13 protein-coding genes and 2 pseudogenes are annotated in these 14,610 nt (G+C 66.7%); 10 read left to right on the plus strand and 5 right to left on the minus strand.

The genetic code is table 11. The features are described 5' to 3' along the window. Window positions 1-49: 49 nt before the first annotated feature. Genes pstC through phoB form a run of 5 tightly spaced genes read left to right on the plus strand, consistent with a single transcriptional unit; the run spans window position 50 to window position 5,029 of the window. Entirely contained in the window at window positions 50-1,432 is a 1,383-nt protein-coding gene (pstC, locus tag ATO4_RS08405; RefSeq protein WP_083590994.1) for a phosphate ABC transporter permease subunit PstC, read from the plus strand. Further along, window positions 1,425-2,705, plus strand: coding sequence for a phosphate ABC transporter permease PstA (gene pstA, locus ATO4_RS08410; RefSeq protein WP_083590995.1), 1,281 nt, complete (start codon window positions 1,425-1,427; stop codon window positions 2,703-2,705). Before pstC ends, pstA begins: the two co-directional genes overlap by 8 nt. A 12-nt stretch (window positions 2,706-2,717) precedes the next feature. Continuing rightward, a complete protein-coding gene (pstB, locus tag ATO4_RS08415) occupies window positions 2,718-3,527 on the plus strand; it encodes a phosphate ABC transporter ATP-binding protein PstB (protein WP_083591050.1) in 810 nt (269 codons plus the stop codon). 28 nt (window positions 3,528-3,555) lie between these two features. After that, window positions 3,556-4,299, plus strand: coding sequence for a phosphate signaling complex protein PhoU (gene phoU, locus ATO4_RS08420; protein ID WP_083590996.1), 744 nt, complete (start codon window positions 3,556-3,558; stop codon window positions 4,297-4,299). 4 nt (window positions 4,300-4,303) lie between these two features. After that, window positions 4,304-5,029 carry a phosphate regulon transcriptional regulator PhoB gene (phoB, locus tag ATO4_RS08425; RefSeq protein ID WP_083590997.1) on the plus strand — a complete coding sequence of 242 codons (726 nt, stop codon included), beginning with the start codon at window positions 4,304-4,306 and terminating at the stop codon, window positions 5,027-5,029. A gap of 33 nt (window positions 5,030-5,062) precedes the next feature. Here the strand turns inward: phoB and ATO4_RS08430 are convergent, their stop codons facing one another. Beyond that, window positions 5,063-6,730 carry an AMP-binding protein gene (locus ATO4_RS08430; RefSeq protein ID WP_083590998.1) on the minus strand — a complete coding sequence of 556 codons (1,668 nt, stop codon included), beginning with the start codon at window positions 6,728-6,730 and terminating at the stop codon, window positions 5,063-5,065. Between the two features lie 297 nt (window positions 6,731-7,027). Then, the gene (locus ATO4_RS08435; protein ID WP_083590999.1) at window positions 7,028-7,732 is read right to left on the minus strand and encodes a chromosome partitioning protein ParA; all 705 of its coding nucleotides are present in this window, start codon (window positions 7,730-7,732) and stop codon (window positions 7,028-7,030) included. 326 nt (window positions 7,733-8,058) lie between these two features. Between ATO4_RS08435 and ATO4_RS08440 the strand changes: the two genes are divergently transcribed. Together ATO4_RS08440 and ATO4_RS26975 are read left to right on the plus strand one after the other, a co-directional pair. Next, entirely contained in the window at window positions 8,059-9,966 is a 1,908-nt protein-coding gene (locus ATO4_RS08440; protein ID WP_083591000.1) for an ABC-F family ATP-binding cassette domain-containing protein, read from the plus strand. A gap of 53 nt (window positions 9,967-10,019) precedes the next feature. Further along, window positions 10,020-10,124: pseudogene (locus ATO4_RS26975) on the plus strand (FAA hydrolase family protein); the annotation flags it as partial. A 15-nt stretch (window positions 10,125-10,139) separates the two neighbouring features. Here the strand turns inward: ATO4_RS26975 and ATO4_RS08445 are convergent. Further along, window positions 10,140-10,460, minus strand: a complete 321-nt coding sequence (locus ATO4_RS08445) for a ribonuclease E inhibitor RraB (RefSeq protein WP_083591001.1) — start codon at window positions 10,458-10,460, stop codon at window positions 10,140-10,142. An 82-nt stretch (window positions 10,461-10,542) separates the two neighbouring features. Between ATO4_RS08445 and ATO4_RS26980 the strand changes: the two are divergent. After that, window positions 10,543-10,645, plus strand: a pseudogene (locus ATO4_RS26980) (IS5/IS1182 family transposase); the annotation flags it as partial. Between the two features lie 214 nt (window positions 10,646-10,859). Here ATO4_RS26980 and ATO4_RS08450 read toward each other — a convergent pair. Then, window positions 10,860-11,594 carry a glycosyl transferase family 2 gene (locus ATO4_RS08450; RefSeq protein ID WP_245308641.1) on the minus strand — a complete coding sequence of 245 codons (735 nt, stop codon included), beginning with the start codon at window positions 11,592-11,594 and terminating at the stop codon, window positions 10,860-10,862. Here ATO4_RS08450 and ATO4_RS08455 point away from each other — a divergent pair. Both ATO4_RS08455 and ATO4_RS08460 read left to right on the plus strand, forming a co-directional pair. Next, complete coding sequence (locus tag ATO4_RS08455; RefSeq protein WP_083591003.1) at window positions 11,526-12,683, plus strand: PA0069 family radical SAM protein; 1,158 nt, start codon at window positions 11,526-11,528, stop codon at window positions 12,681-12,683. The two genes, ATO4_RS08450 and ATO4_RS08455, sit on opposite strands and share 69 nt — an antisense overlap. 169 nt (window positions 12,684-12,852) lie before the next feature. Then, entirely contained in the window at window positions 12,853-13,587 is a 735-nt protein-coding gene (locus tag ATO4_RS08460; protein ID WP_083591004.1) for a ribonuclease HII, read from the plus strand. A gap of 158 nt (window positions 13,588-13,745) precedes the next feature. Here ATO4_RS08460 and ATO4_RS08465 read toward each other — a convergent pair whose 3' ends face one another. Continuing rightward, on the minus strand, window positions 13,746-14,534 hold the full coding sequence (locus ATO4_RS08465) for a hypothetical protein (protein WP_083591005.1): 789 nt from the start codon (window positions 14,532-14,534) through the stop codon (window positions 13,746-13,748). Window positions 14,535-14,610: the final 76 nt, after the last annotated feature.

Genomic DNA, 14,610 nt, shown 5'->3' on the forward strand with positions numbered 1-14,610 from the left:
CCCTCGCCGCTAGGGCGGGGGGCCGGATTCCGGCTCAGAGGCGGTTTCCATGCCCATTCAAATCATTCTGCTGCTTCCCGTTCTGATCGCGACCGTCGGCGCGGTGCTGCTCTATCGGCGAGCAGCCGCCATGAGAGCGTCCAGCACCGAGAAGGTGCACTCCCTCCCGCAGTTCTACGCCTATCTCTGCGCGCTGCTTGTCGTGGTGCCCGGCTATATCGTGATGGTGGCGTGGTTACTCCTGGAACCGGCTGCCCTCAACGCCGTGATCGTCTCCGCTTTGCCGGACAGCATGACGTCGGGAGTGGAAACGGCCCGCCTCAGCCTGATCATCAGCGAGGTTCGCCAAGCTGCGATCGGCGTCACCTTTGGTGAACCGTCACCGGAAGTCGTGGCTGCCGCGCAAGAGTTCACCGCCGCAAGCGAAATGTCCCGCTGGCTCCTGCCGGCGTTGATCTTGCTCCTCGGCCTCGCCGCGATCTACTATGTCTACGGACGCGTCAGCGCCCGTTTCCGGGCCCGCAACACCGCCGAGACCGTGACGCGCTGGCTGATGATCGCCTGCGCAGCGCTGGCCATCGCGGTAACGCTCGGCATCCTCCTTTCCCTGCTCTTCGAGGGCTTGCGGTTCTTCGCCGTCGTCCCGATCACCGAGTTCTTGTTTGGAACGAACTGGGATCCCCAGATCGCCATCCGTCCCGACCAGGTCGCCAGCTCCGGTGCCTTCGGTGCCGTCCCGATCTTCGTCGGCACGATCGTGATCGCCTTCACCGCCATGGCGGTCGCCTTCCCGGTCGGTCTCTTCGCGGCCATCTACATGTCCGAGTTCGCTCCCCGATCCGTGCGAAGCGTGGCGAAACCGCTCATCGAAATCCTGGCGGGCATCCCGACCATCGTCTATGGCTTCTTCGCGGTCCTGGTGGTCTCACCCGCCATTCGCGGCGCCGGCGACGCCATCGGCGTGACCGTCTCCCCCACGGCGGCCATCGTACCGGGGCTGGTGATGGGCGTGATGCTGATCCCCTTCATCTCGTCCCTGTCGGACGATGCCTTGAGGGCGGTGCCGCGGGCGCTCCGTGACGGATCCCTCGGCCTCGGCGCCAACAACGCCGAAACCGTCATGAAGGTCATCCTGCCGGCAGCGATCCCGGGCATCGTCGGCGGCGTTCTGCTCGCCACGAGCCGGGCCATCGGCGAAACCATGATCGTCGTCATGGCGGCCGGATTGACCGCAAATCTCACCGCCAATCCACTCGACGGCGTCACGACGGTGACGGTACAGATCGTCTCGCTCCTCATCGGCGATACGTCCTTCGACAATCCCAAGACACTCGCGGCCTTCGGCCTCGGTCTTTCGCTGTTCCTCGGAACCCTCCTGTTGAACCTCGTGGCGCTTCAGATCGTCAAACACTATAGGGAACAATATGATTGAGGCGACGGAAGCCACTATCGCGACGAGGCCGTCGATCGATGCCATCCGCAACGGCCTGTCGTCTCGCCGCAAAGCACAGAGCCGACTGAAAGCGTATGGTCTGGCGGCGATCATCTTCGCGATCACGATGCTCGGCGTGCTGCTGTTCTCCATCATCACCGCCTCGTCCGGGGCGTGGACACAAACCCAGGTCCGGCTTCAGTTCGCGCCTTTCGAAAGTGTCGAGGCAGCGCGCGAAGCCAACGTCCGGACCCTGGTGAACGAAGCCATCGTCGCGAAGCTTCCGGCGGCCGACAATCCCGCGCAGACGCGGACCTACCAGCAGATCCTGAGCAATGGTGCTCAGTATCTCGTCCGGGACGCCATCGAGTCCGGGGACGTCGCCGTCACCTCGCCATTCGAAATCTGGGTTCCGGTGTCGGACTCCTACGAACAGCTCTATGAAGGCGTCATCGATCCGGCAGCCCCCGAGAACAGACGGCCCCTGAACGATTTCCAGGTCGGCGCCTTCCAGACCCTCCAGCAGTCGGGAGACGTCCGTTCGGTGCTCGACTGGGGACTGATCACCAACGCCGACAGCCGCTTCCCGGAACTGGCCGGTCTCAAGGGCGCCATCTTCGGCTCCTTCTACCTGCTCGTGGTGTGCTTCCTCATCTCGGTTCCGGTCGGGCTCGGTGCAGCCGTCTATCTGGAAGAATTCGCCCCGAAGAACCGGTTCACCGACTTCATCGAGATCAACATCAACAACCTCGCGGCGGTGCCCTCGATCGTCTTCGGTCTGCTCGGCCTGGCGCTCTTCCTCGGCTTCTTCGGTCTGCCGCGCTCGGCGCCGCTGGTCGGCGGCATGGTTCTGGCGCTGATGACCTTGCCGACGATCATCATCACCTCGCGCAGTGCTCTGAAGGCCGTGCCGCCTTCGATCCGTGACGGAGCGCGCGGCGTCGGCGCGTCGGAGATGCAGGTGATCTGGCATCATGTGCTGCCGCTCGCCCTGCCGGGCATCATGACCGGCGTGATCATCGGCCTCGCCCAGGCGCTCGGCGAAACCGCGCCACTTCTTCTGATCGGCATGAACGCGTTTTTGACTTCGGAGCCGGGCGGTGTGATGGATGCCTCGACGGCGTTGCCGACCCAGATCTTCATCTGGTTCGACAGTCCCGAACGCGGCTTCGTTGCCCGAACCAGCGCGGCGATCTGCGTGCTGCTGGTCTTTCTCGCGATGATGAATGCGGCCGCGATCTTCTTTCGGCGCCGCTTCGAACGCAGCTGGTAGGAGCCGGAGATGATGGAAAACATTCAAGCGACTTTGAGCAGGGATCCGGCCGTGCAAGCTGCCACACCGATCAAGATGAAGACCCGGGACGTCACCGTCCACTATGGCGCCAAGCAGGCCCTGAACGGGGTCTCGCTCGACATTCCGAAGAACCAGGTGACGGCCCTCATCGGCCCCTCCGGCTGCGGCAAGTCGACCTATCTGCGCTGCCTGAACCGGATGAACGACACGATCGACATCGCCAAGGTCGGCGGCGAGATCCTGCTCGACGGGGAGGACGTCTACAATCCCGACATCGACGTCGTGGAACTGCGCGCCCGCGTCGGCATGGTGTTCCAGAAGCCGAACCCCTTTCCGAAGTCGATTTACGACAACGTCTCCTACGGGCCGAAGATTCACGGCCTTGCCCGCAGCAAGCAGGAGCTGGACGAGATCGTTCAAACCAGCCTGCGCAAGGCCGGCCTGTGGCGCGAAGTGCACGATCGTCTCGACGAGCCGGGCACCGGCCTGTCGGGCGGCCAGCAGCAGCGCCTGTGCATCGCACGGGCCATCGCCGTCTCGCCGGAAGTCATTCTGATGGACGAGCCCTGCTCGGCGCTCGATCCGATCGCCACGGCGACGGTCGAGGAGCTGATCGACGAGCTGCGCGAGAATTACACGATCGTCATCGTCACCCACTCCATGCAGCAGGCGGCCCGCGTCTCGCAGTTGACCGGCATGTTCCACCTGGGCGATCTCGCCGAGGTCGGCCCGACGGAAAAGATTTTCTCCAATCCCGACGACAAGCGCACCCAGGACTACATCACCGGCCGATTCGGCTGACCGGGCAACCACGAGGGAGGCCGCCAGCATGGCCGAACATATCGTCACCTCTTACGAGGATGAGCTGAAGTTCATCATCCGCCGCATCTCAGAGATGGGCGGCCAGGCCGAGCGCATGGTCGAACAATCGGTCGCCGCGCTGATGCGCTCCGACTGGGCCCTGGCTCAGTCGGTGGTCGCCGACGACCTCCTGCTCGACGCCGTCCAGCGGGAAGTCGACGAACGGGCGATCAGCACCATCGCCAAGCGCCAGCCGATGGCGGTCGATCTGCGTGAGATCGTCGGGGCGATCCGCATTTCCAACGATCTCGAGCGGATCGGCGACCTGGCGAAGAACATTGCCAAGCGGGTCATCGCGGTGCACGAGCATTCCCAGCCGATGCAGCTGGTTCGCGGGCTCGAACACCTGTCTGATCTCGCCCTCGAACAGCTCAAGGAAGTTCTCGACGCCTACGCCACTCGCAACGAGAAGCAGGCGATGGCCGTGCGCGACGGCGACGAGAGCATCGACGCGGTCTATACGTCGATCTTCCGCGAGCTGCTGACCTACATGATGGAAGATCCCCGCAACATCACCGCCTGCACTCATCTTCTGTTCACCGCCAAGAACATCGAGCGCATCGGCGATCATGCGACGAACATCGCCGAGACGGTCTACTACATCAAGACCGGCGAAGAGATGAGCGCGGAACGGCCGAAGAGCGACGTGACGGCGTCGCTCGCCCATTCCGACCTGACCACCCCGCCCCCGTCGGGCGGTGCCGGAGAGTGACGGAATGAGTGCCCGCATCGCGGTGGTCGAGGACGAGGAAGCGCTGGGGGTTCTCCTGCGCTACAACCTCGAATCGGAAGGCTACTCGGTCGACGTCATCGCACGGGGCGACGAAGCCGATCTGCGTCTCAAGGAGGAGCTGCCCGATCTCCTCATCCTCGACTGGATGCTGCCGGGACTGTCCGGTGTCGAGCTCTGCCGGCGGCTGCGCCAGCGCGAGGCGTCGGAGCGCCTACCGATCATCATGCTGACGGCGCGAGGCGAAGAGTCCGAGCGGGTGCGCGGCCTCTCCGTCGGCGCCGACGACTATGTCGTCAAACCGTTCTCGACGCCCGAGCTCGTGGCCCGGGTCCGGGCGATGCTGCGGCGCGCCAAGCCCGAGAAGATCGCGACGCATCTGTCGGCCGGCGACATCGACCTCGACCGGGAGACCCACCGGGTGCGCCGGGCCGGGCGCGAGATCAAGCTCGGACCGACGGAGTTCCGGCTGCTGGAATTCTTCATGCAGTCGCCGGGCCGGGTGTTCTCCCGCGAACAGCTTCTCGACGGCGTCTGGGGCCGCGACATCTATGTCGACGAGCGCACCGTCGACGTCCATGTCGGACGCCTCCGGAAGGCCATCAACCGCGGGCGCCAGCGTGACCCGATCCGCACCGTGCGCGGCGCCGGCTACGCCCTCGACGAAAATTTCACCACGGCCAAGGCGGTGAAAGAAAAGGCGGCGAGCTGAAATCCTCGCCGCCACACCGGTGTCGCCGCGCTATCAGTTCCTGAGTTCGCGCCGCAGCACCTTGCCGACGGCGGACTTCGGCAGTTCGTCGCGGAACTCGATGATCCGAGGCCGCTTGTAACCGGTCAGATTCTGCTTGCAGTAGGAGCGGATCGTGTCCTCGTTGATCGCCTCGTCGCTGCGCACGACGAACAGCTTGACCGCCTCGCCGGATCCTTCGTCGGCAATGGCGATCGCCGCGGCCTCGACGACGCCCGGCATGCGCGTCACCACCTCCTCGATCTCGTTCGGATAGACGTTGAAGCCCGAGACGTTGATCATGTCCTTCTTGCGGTCGACGATCTTGAAGATCCCATCGGCGCTCATCACCCCGACGTCGCCGGAGCGGAAGAAGCCGTCGGCGGTCATCACCGCCGCGGTCTCCTCGGGCCGGTTCCAGTAGCCGGCCATCACCTGCGGCCCGCGAATGGCGATCTCGCCCACTTCGCCGGGGGCGAGATGCGTCCCGTCCTCGGCGAGCACCGCCAGCTCCGTCGAAGGCAGCGGCACGCCGATGTTGCCGGTGTACTCCGATCGGTCCGTCGGATTGCAGCAGGCCGACGGCGAGGTCTCGGACAGCCCGTAGCCCTCGCAGATCGAGACGCCGGTCAGTTTCTTCCAGCGTTCGGCTGTGGCCGCCTGGACGGCCATGCCGCCGCCGACGGCGAGCTTCAGCGACGACCAGTCGACGCTTCTGGCCTCGGGATGCAGCGCGATCGCGTTGAACAGCGTGTTGACCGCAGGGAACGAGTGGAACCGGAACGGCTTGATCGCCTTCAGCGTCGCCGGGATGTCGCGGGGATTGGGAATGAGGATCGAAGCGCCGCCATTGCGCACCGACAGCATCAGGTTCACCGTGAAGCCGAAGATGTGGTAGATCGGCAGCGCGCAGACGGTCACCGACTGCTCGCCCGGTCCCAGATGCTTCAGGGCCGGCGCGTTCCACGCCTCCGACTGGAGGACGTTGGCGACGATGTTGCGATGGGTCAGCATCGCGCCCTTGGCGACGCCGGTCGTGCCGCCGGTATATTGCAGGACCGCGATGTCCTCCGGCGCGACGTCCACCTTGACGTGCTTGCCCTTGGCGCCGGTCGCCAGCGCCTGCTTGAACGAGACCGCGCCGGGCAGATCGAAGGGCGGCACCATCTTCTTGACCCGGCGCACGACGAAATTGACGATCGTGCCCTTCAGGAACGGCAAGAGGTCGCCCATCGCCGTGACGACGACGTGTTCGACATCGGTCTTCTGGCGGCAGGCGGCGAAGGTCGCGGCCATGTTCTCGAGGAGGACGATCGCCTTGGCGCCGGAATCCTTCAGCTGATGGGCGAGTTCGCCGGGCGTGTAGAGGGGATTGACGTTGACGATGGTCAGCCCGGCCATCGCCGCCCCGGCGATCGCCACCGGATATTGCGGCACGTTGGGCATCATCAGCGCGATCCGGTCGCCCTTCTTCAGCCCGAGCGTCTGGAGATAGGCGGCGAAATCGCGCGCCAGTTCCCCGAAGCGCCGATAGGTGAAGACGGCGCCCATGAAATGCAGGGCATTGCGGTCCGCGAAGGTCGAAAAGGCGTTGTCGAGCAGGTCGGCGAGCGATCGATAGCCGATCTCCGCCAGCTCCGACGGCACTCCCTCGGGGTAGTGCGCGAGCCAGGGTTTGTTCATGCGGCAGTCCTCCCACCTTTGACGTTATCGTAAAGGTCAGTCGTCGCCAAGCCGAGCATCGTCGGCAACGGCGCGGACCGGCGCGCGACACCCTTTGCGGCCGATGCACGAGGATGGCCGGTCGTGCGAACATAGGGGACGGCGGGCATGGGATGAAGGAGCGTTGGCAGGGGACGGCCCGAAACGCACAGACCCCGCCGAGGCGGGGTCGGGGGAGGTTCGTCGCCGCAGTCGCCGCGCAAAGGACGAACAGGCCGCGGGCTTTGCCGCGAGGGTGGTGAACGCCCCGGAAGGCGGTCAGGCCGCCTTGCGGACCATCTCGCGTCTCGCCGGCGCCGCCTTTTCCTGGCGGGTGCCGAGGATGCCGATCTCGTAGGCGAGGCTCGCGGCCTCGGCCCTGGCGCGGTCGAGGCCGGGGGCGATCTCTTCCTCCAGCGTGAAGATCGTGCCGCCGAAGAGGAACGGCGCTTCATAGGCGGCGCGCTGCACGAGGCCGATCGGCAGGCGCGCCGTCGCACTCTCGGCGATGATCGTCTCGAGGCTGCGGGCGATGCGGCTGGGGATGGTGGCGACGGCGCTGGCGACGAAGCAGCGGTCGCGCGGGCGGCGGCCACGGCCGGCTTCCTCGGCGAGCATGCGGTCGGTCTCGACGGCGGCATGCGCCGACAGCGGCGAAAAGCGCACCGGGATGAGGGCGCGGTCGGAGAGCCGGGCGGCCTGCCGGATCATCGCCGCCTCGTCGCCCGCGTCGATGACGACGAGGTCGCCGCGCTTGCAGGCGGCGCGCACCAGCCGGTCCATCGCCACCGCGTCGCGGCTGCGCTCCACCCAGATCTTCGAGGGCACCCCGCCACGAGCCGCCCAATCGGCAAGGTCGCCGTCGCGTGCCGCGTCGATCAGCAGCACCGGGATCTCGGCAGCGGCTGCCACGCTGGCGAGCGTCAGCGCGACGGTCGAGGAGCCGGATGTCTTGAGCGAGCCGACGGAGACCACGGAAATCATGCGAACGTCCCTTTCTGCGTCCCTCGGGGCGCGGGTTGCGGAGAGCCAGGGCGGGGCCGTCTCGAAGGCCGGGCCGGGGCGAACAGGCGGCGCCTTCCGCCCATCCGGCGCGCGGTCGTGACCGTCGGCTGGCAGGCCGAATTCGCGGGAGTTAAGGGAAGGTGGCTTGGGCGAAACTTGTGCGATGGGGAGAGCCCGTTGCGGTCGGGTGCCACCGGGCCGAGATCCGGCCCCCGCCGTCGGCCGGCGGTAAATTTTGCCGGCGCCCGTCCGGCTCGGCCCAAAGGCCCCTTTCGCCGGCTCGCGCCGCGTGGCAAAAGGCCGCCATGCTTCAGATCACCGACCTTACCGCGCGGGTTGCCGGGCGCCTGCTCATCGACCATGCCAGCCTCACCCTGCCGACCGGCACAAAGGCGGGCCTCGTCGGGCGCAACGGCGCCGGCAAGTCGACGCTGTTCCGCATCATCACCGGCGATCTGTCGCCGGAGACCGGGTCGGTGTCGTTTCCCAAGAACACCCGGCTCGGCCAGGTGGCCCAGGAGGCACCGGGCACGGAAGAGTCGCTGATCGAGATCGTGCTGAAGGCCGACAGCGAGCGCCTCGCGCTTCTCCAGGAGGCGGAGACGGCGAGCGATCCCACCCGCATCGCCGACATCCACACGCGCCTCGCCGACATCGAATCGCACTCGGCCGAGGCGCGGGCGTCGGCGATCCTCTCCGGCCTCGGCTTCGACATGGCGGCGCAGGCGCGGCCCGCCTCGTCCTTTTCCGGCGGCTGGCGCATGCGCGTCGCGCTGGCGGCGGTGCTGTTCTCGCGGCCCGACCTGCTGCTCCTCGACGAGCCGACCAACTATCTCGATCTGGAAGGCACGCTGTGGCTGGAGAACTTCGTCCAGCGCTATCCCTACACGGTCCTCGTGATCTCCCATGACCGCGACGTCCTCAACAACGCCGTTTCCTCGATCGTCCATCTCGACCAGCAGAAGCTGAACTTCTATCGCGGCGACTACGACCAGTTCGCCCGCCAGCGCGCCGAGAAGCTGGAACTCCTGCAGAAGTCGATCGCCAAGCAGGACGCGGCGCGAAAGCACATGGAGTCCTTCGTCGAGCGCTTCCGGGCCAAGGCCTCGAAGGCCCGCCAGGCCCAATCGCGGCTGAAGGCGCTGGAGAAGATGGGGCCGATCCAGTCGATCGTCGAAGAGCACGTCACGCCCTTCGTCTTCCCGGCGCCGGAGAAGCAGCCCGCCTCGCCGATCATCCGCATGGAGAACGTCGCCGTCGGCTACCAGCCGGGCCGGCCGATCCTGACCAGTCTCGATCTCAGGATCGACACCGACGACCGCATCGCGCTGCTCGGCCAGAACGGCAACGGCAAGTCCACCTTCGCCAAACTCGTCGCGGACCGCCTGAAGGAACAGGCCGGCACCATCACCCGCGCGCCGGGACTGAAGATCGCCTTCTTCGCCCAGCACCAGATCGACGACCTGCGGCCGGCGGAAAGCGCCGTCCAGCACGTGCGCCGGCAGATGCCCGAGGCGCCGGAGGCGAAAGTCCGGGCCAAGGTGGCGCAGATGGGACTGCCGACGGCGAAGATGGACACCGCCGCCGAGAAGCTCTCCGGCGGCGAGAAGGCGCGGCTCCTGATGGGCCTTGCGACCCTCGACGCACCGAACCTCCTGATCCTCGACGAGCCGACCAACCATCTCGACATCGAGGCGCGCCAGAGCCTCGTCCACGCCCTCAACGACTATCCCGGCGCCGTCATCCTGATCAGCCACGACCGCCACATGGTCGAGGCGACGATGGACCGCCTGTGGATCGTCGGCGACGGCACCGTGTCGCGCTATGACGGCGATCTCGAGGACTACAAGAAGCTGATCCTCTCCGGCTCGCGCTCTGGCGGCGGGGCGGCGGGCGGTGCCGGCACCGAGCCGGTCCAGATCGAGCCGCAGGTCTCCAAGGTCGACCAGCGCCGCCAGGCGGCCGAACGGCGCGAGGCGCTGAAGCCGCTCAAGAAGAAGATCAGTCAGCTGGAGATCCAGATCTCCCGCCTGCAGAAGACCATCGCCGACTACGACGAGAAGCTCGCCGACCCGGCGCTCTACGCCAAGGATCCGGCGCGGGCGACCAGCCTCAACAAGCAGCGCGCCGATGCGGCGAAGACGCTCGCCTCCTGCGAGGAAGACTGGCTGGGGCTGACCGAGGAGCACGACGCCGCCATGGCGGCCGAGTAGGCGCATCCGGCGCAACTTCCGGCCAGTGGCGCGAGGCGTCGGCCGGACGGGTCACCCCGGCGGGCGTCGGCGCGGTGGAACGCGGCGACCGCCTGGAAGGCGCAGTCGAGGGCGTCGGGCGTCTTGCCGTAGCGGTCATCCAGGCCCTGAACCGGTAAATAATTCACCTGCGGTCAGGTGCGGAAGAATCCCCAGCCATCTGCTCGGCCCTGATGCGCTTGGGCCAGAGCATGTAGGTGCTTCTCGGTATAGGTGATATTCTCGCACGTGGGGACCATATTCTTGGAGGCTGTGACCTCCCAAGAGTCTTCTCTGCAGTCGACCTCTTCGACAGTCGCGGAGAAGCCTTCCTGTTCTGTCTCGCGAGCGAAGGCGTCGGCCGAAGCCTGATCCGGAAAAACGTGTGAGAAGTCGACGGAGCAAGACGGGCCAAGGTCGCTCCCGGCGGCTTCCATGTTCCGCAAAATCGCAGCATTCTCTTCGAACAACGGCATTGGCACCTCGCAAAGCGATCCTGCCGAAGCTACATCGGCGAAGCAGGATTACCAAACTCGTCGTTGTCTTTTTCAAGAGCGCATGAGCCGTTACGACCCAACCGACTTCGAGTGGCGCCAGATCGTGCCTCTGCTGCCCAGAAAGCCTAGATGCGTCCCCGCGCGTTGATGACCGCCGCGTGCTGAAAGCACGCTCTCGCTTTTCCGGATCGTATTCAAGCCGTTAGGGGACACGATTAGAATCAAGAAGGCCGCCCGGCACCTCTCCCGGCGAGAGCGACGGCATCTGCGGCATGCGCCGATCTTGCGCCGCGGGCCGAGCGAGGCGGATCGCGCCCTGTCCGCTCGTCGCCGCAGGATCGGGACGCAGAACCAGGCGTCCCTCTTGCCGATCCGGCCCTATCCCCGCGTGCCCTGCGCCGGGCGGATTTCGGCATCCAGCCGGGTCACCGCGACGCCCTTGGCCAGCCGCTCCAGCGTCGGCGCGGCGCCGGCCTGACCGGCGAGGCCGACAGCCTGGCTCCGGCGCACCAGAAAGCCCTCCGCCAAGGCCATACGGATCTGGCGCAACCGCTGCAGGAAGCGCGGCCGGTCGATGGCTGCCCGGCGGAAGCGCGCGCAGGGCGGCACCGACCGTCCCGCCTGGACCGTCTCCACATGCTCGACCACCGCTCCGATCCAACCGGGGACGAGCCGCGCGCCGGGTTCGACGAGCAGCAGCCACTCGCCCTTCGCCGTCCGGATCGCCTCGCGCAGGTCTTCCGCCGCAATCACCCGGCATCCGGCATGATCGGCGACCTTGCGCGCATCGCTCCCCATCTGGCGATCGACCAAGACGACCTCGCGCACGAGGCCTTCCACCGCCCCGGGAACGAGGCTCGCCAATGTGGACGCCAGCTTCTGGTCGTCCGGCCCGCAGTCGATGAATACGCTCAGCATCCGGCCCCGGTAACGCAGGTTGCGGAACCATGCCAGCCCGATCGCATTTTGTTCTTGTATTGTTCCTGTTCTGGCTTTAATGATTCGTTCATCGAATGCGAAAGCCCAACGACTGGAGGGCAGGACATGCAGCAGATCACGGCGGCCGATCGCGCGGCCTTTTCCACCGCCAACGGCATCGAGATCGCGAACCACATCGTCGATGGTGCCAATCTGCGCGTTCCGGCCGAGCGTCGCCGCGGCCGCGGCGCGGGCATCAACCCGTCCGGGCGCTACGAGCCGTTCTCGCGCTCGTCCTTCGACGACGGCTGGGAGACGCTGGACAGCCTGCCGGCCTTCAAGACCGAGGTGCAGGTCGAGAAGCCAAAGACGATCATCACCCGCAACGCCTCGCCGGACATCTCCTTCGACCGGTCGATCAACCCCTATCGGGGCTGCGAGCACGGCTGCGTCTACTGCTTCGCCCGGCCGAGCCATGCCTATATGGGCCTGTCGCCGGGGCTGGACTTCGAATCGAAGCTGTTCGTCAAGCCGAACGCGGCGGAACTCCTGGAGCGCGAGCTGTCCAAGCCCGGCTACGAGGTGAAGTCGATCGCCATCGGCACCAACACCGACCCCTACCAGCCGATCGAGAAGGACCGGCGGGTGATGCGGGAGATCCTCGAAGTGCTGGAGGCGGCCAATCATCCGGTCGGCATCGTCACCAAGTCGGCGCTGGTGACGCGGGACATCGACATCCTGTCGCGCATGGCGGCCAAGGGCCTCGTCAAGGTGGCGCTGTCGGTCACCACGCTCGACCGGACGCTGGCGCGGGCGATGGAGCCGCGCGCCGCGACGCCGGCCAAGCGTCTCGATGCGGTCAAGGCGCTCTCCGAAGCGAAGATCCCGACCATGGTGATGACCGCGCCGATCATCCCCGGGCTGAACGACTCTGAGATCGAGCGGCTTCTGGAAGCCGCCGTGACGGCCGGCGCCAAAGAGGCGGGTTACGTGCTCCTGCGCCTGCCGCTGGAGGTCGCCCCGCTGTTCAAGGACTGGCTGCTCCGGCATTACCCGGATCGCTACCGCCACGTCCTGTCGCTGCTGCGCTCGATGCGCGACGGCAAGGACTACGACGCCGAATGGGGCAAGCGGATGAAGGGCAGCGGCCCCTACGCCTTCCAGATCCGCCGCCGCTTCGAGATGACCGCCCGCCGCCTCGAACTGAACGCCGACCGCGTCAAGCTCAGGACCGATCTCTTCACGCCGCCGAAGGCCGCCGGCGTGCAACTCGCCCTGTTGTAGTCGCCGCAACGGCTGCGACAGGGCCGCGCGCCGGGATCGTTCGACGATGCCGGCTCGCAGATCCCGGACGCCCGTCTTGCGTTCGGGTTCGGGCCTTCGGGCTCCCGCGCCCCCGGGAGCCTGGAAGGCCTTGCATGGGATCGGAGGATGCGCGAGTCTCCGCCGCACGATGACCGCGCATTCCTCCGATTCTCCCGTTCTTCCCAAGGCGCCGAAGCGTCGCATCGCAGCCGTCGCATCGCCGAAGGCAGCACGCGCCGCAAAACCTCAGCGCCCGCAGATCTGCCCCCCGGGTCCGGATTTCGAGCGCGAGCGCCAGTTGATCTCGCTCGGGCAGCGCTTCGTTGCGGGTGTCGACGAGGCCGGGCGCGGCCCACTCGCCGGGCCGGTGACGGCCGCGGCGGTGATTCTCGATCCGGACGACATCCCGGACGGCCTCGACGATTCCAAGGCCCTGACGGCGGAGCGGCGGGAGGAACTCTTCGTCCGGATCCTGCAGACGGCCACCGTCGCCTCGGCCTGTGCCAGCGCCGCCGAGATCGACCGGTACAACATCCGCGGCGCCACGCTGATCGCCATGCGGCGAGCCGTCGCCGCCCTCGGCGTTGCGCCCGATCACGTCCTCGTCGACGGCCGCGACGTGCCGCCCGGCTGCCGCTGCCAGGCCTCGGCCGTCATCGGCGGCGATGCGGCCTCGCTGTCGATCGCCGCCGCCTCGATCGTCGCCAAAGTGGTGCGCGACCGGATGATGCGGCGGGCGTGCCTGGCCTTTCCCGGCTACGGCTTTTCCGAGCACAAGGGCTACGGCACCGCAGCCCATCTCGCGGCGATCGCGGCCAACGGCCCCTCACCCCTCCACCGCATGACCTTCAGCCCGCTGAAGCAGCGCCTCCTGCTGATCTGAACCCGGCACCTGCGCCCGCAGCGCCGGCACTGCATTCGCACAAGCCCCGATACCCTGCGATTTCGCTGCGATGCCGGATGCTACGGCAGACCGCAGCGCGAGAATCAGCGGCCGGGATCGCTCCCGGCCGCTGGCTGAACATCTTCGATCTCTGGCGATCAGGCGAAGACGTCGGCCAGGTCGGTGAAGCCGACACCGTCCTTGATCTCGCGCAGCCTTGCATAGGTGACGGCGACGGCGATCGAGGCGAAGGCCATCGACAGCCCGCTCGCCGCGCCCTGGAGCAGCAGAAACAGGATCGGGACGCCGGAAACGAGGAATGCCACGACGGCCGTGGCAGCGATCGTGAGCAGGTAGACGATGACATAGGCGAGCACGAGGAACCCGATGATCGGCCAGCGATAGTTCTTCGTCAGGGCGGCGCTGCGCCCAAGCGAGCCGAAGCCGTTGCCCTCGACCATGATCACCGGCACGAAGACCGACAGCACCCCCAGCAGCCACAGGCCGGGCGCGATCAGGAGCGCGAAGCCGATGCCGATCAGCAGCCACGCCGCGATGGACATCACGATCAGCGGCAGGATCTGCCGGAGCCCCGTCGCGACATAGGACCCGATCCTGGCGCGTCGTCCGGCCCGGGCGTCGTAGGCCGCAAGGACGAGGACGGCGGTGAGGACCGAATAGACCAGCAGCGGCACGGCCAGCGCGATGACGATGAACAGGAACGGGTTCTGGTCGATCAGTTGCCCGTCGGCGCCAGGAGCCATCGGATCGAGCGCATGGGCGCCAAGAACCAGGAATGTCGGGATCTGCATCAGGATTCCGGCGACGATGCCGATCCCGCCGAAGACGGCGAAATGTCCGAAGAAGATCGCCAGGGTGTCGCTCATCCTGGCGCCCACACCGAAGGTCGGCCTGGGCAGTGTCGTGTCGGTATCGACGGCTGTCATCTCATCTCCTCTCGTCGATGGGTCTTTCAGTCGGGTCGAACGGTGCCGCGGCACAGCTCCGGCAGGGCCTGCGAGT

The sequence above is a fragment of the Aurantimonas sp. 22II-16-19i genome (genome assembly GCF_002088275.1).
Taxonomy (GTDB): domain Bacteria; phylum Pseudomonadota; class Alphaproteobacteria; order Rhizobiales; family Rhizobiaceae; genus Jiella.

Bases quoted from the DNA above. Each gene is read 5' to 3' on its own strand.
- ATO4_RS08465 (WP_083591005.1), bottom strand. From the start codon at position 14,534: ATGACAGCCGTCGATACCGACACGACACTGCCCAGGCCGACCTTCGGT.
- pstB (WP_083591050.1), top strand. From the start codon at position 2,718: ATGGAAAACATTCAAGCGACTTTGAGCAGGGATCCGGCCGTGCAAGCT.
- ATO4_RS08435 (WP_083590999.1), bottom strand. From the start codon at position 7,732: ATGATTTCCGTGGTCTCCGTCGGCTCGCTCAAGACATCCGGCTCCTCG.
- pstA (WP_083590995.1), top strand. From the start codon at position 1,425: ATGATTGAGGCGACGGAAGCCACTATCGCGACGAGGCCGTCGATCGAT.
- phoB (WP_083590997.1), top strand. From the start codon at position 4,304: ATGAGTGCCCGCATCGCGGTGGTCGAGGACGAGGAAGCGCTGGGGGTT.
- ATO4_RS08455 (WP_083591003.1), top strand. From the start codon at position 11,526: ATGCAGCAGATCACGGCGGCCGATCGCGCGGCCTTTTCCACCGCCAAC.
- ATO4_RS08430 (WP_083590998.1), bottom strand. From the start codon at position 6,730: ATGAACAAACCCTGGCTCGCGCACTACCCCGAGGGAGTGCCGTCGGAG.
- phoU (WP_083590996.1), top strand. From the start codon at position 3,556: ATGGCCGAACATATCGTCACCTCTTACGAGGATGAGCTGAAGTTCATC.
- ATO4_RS08440 (WP_083591000.1), top strand. From the start codon at position 8,059: ATGCTTCAGATCACCGACCTTACCGCGCGGGTTGCCGGGCGCCTGCTC.
- ATO4_RS08460 (WP_083591004.1), top strand. From the start codon at position 12,853: ATGACCGCGCATTCCTCCGATTCTCCCGTTCTTCCCAAGGCGCCGAAG.
- ATO4_RS08445 (WP_083591001.1), bottom strand. From the start codon at position 10,460: ATGCCGTTGTTCGAAGAGAATGCTGCGATTTTGCGGAACATGGAAGCC.
- pstC (WP_083590994.1), top strand. From the start codon at position 50: ATGCCCATTCAAATCATTCTGCTGCTTCCCGTTCTGATCGCGACCGTC.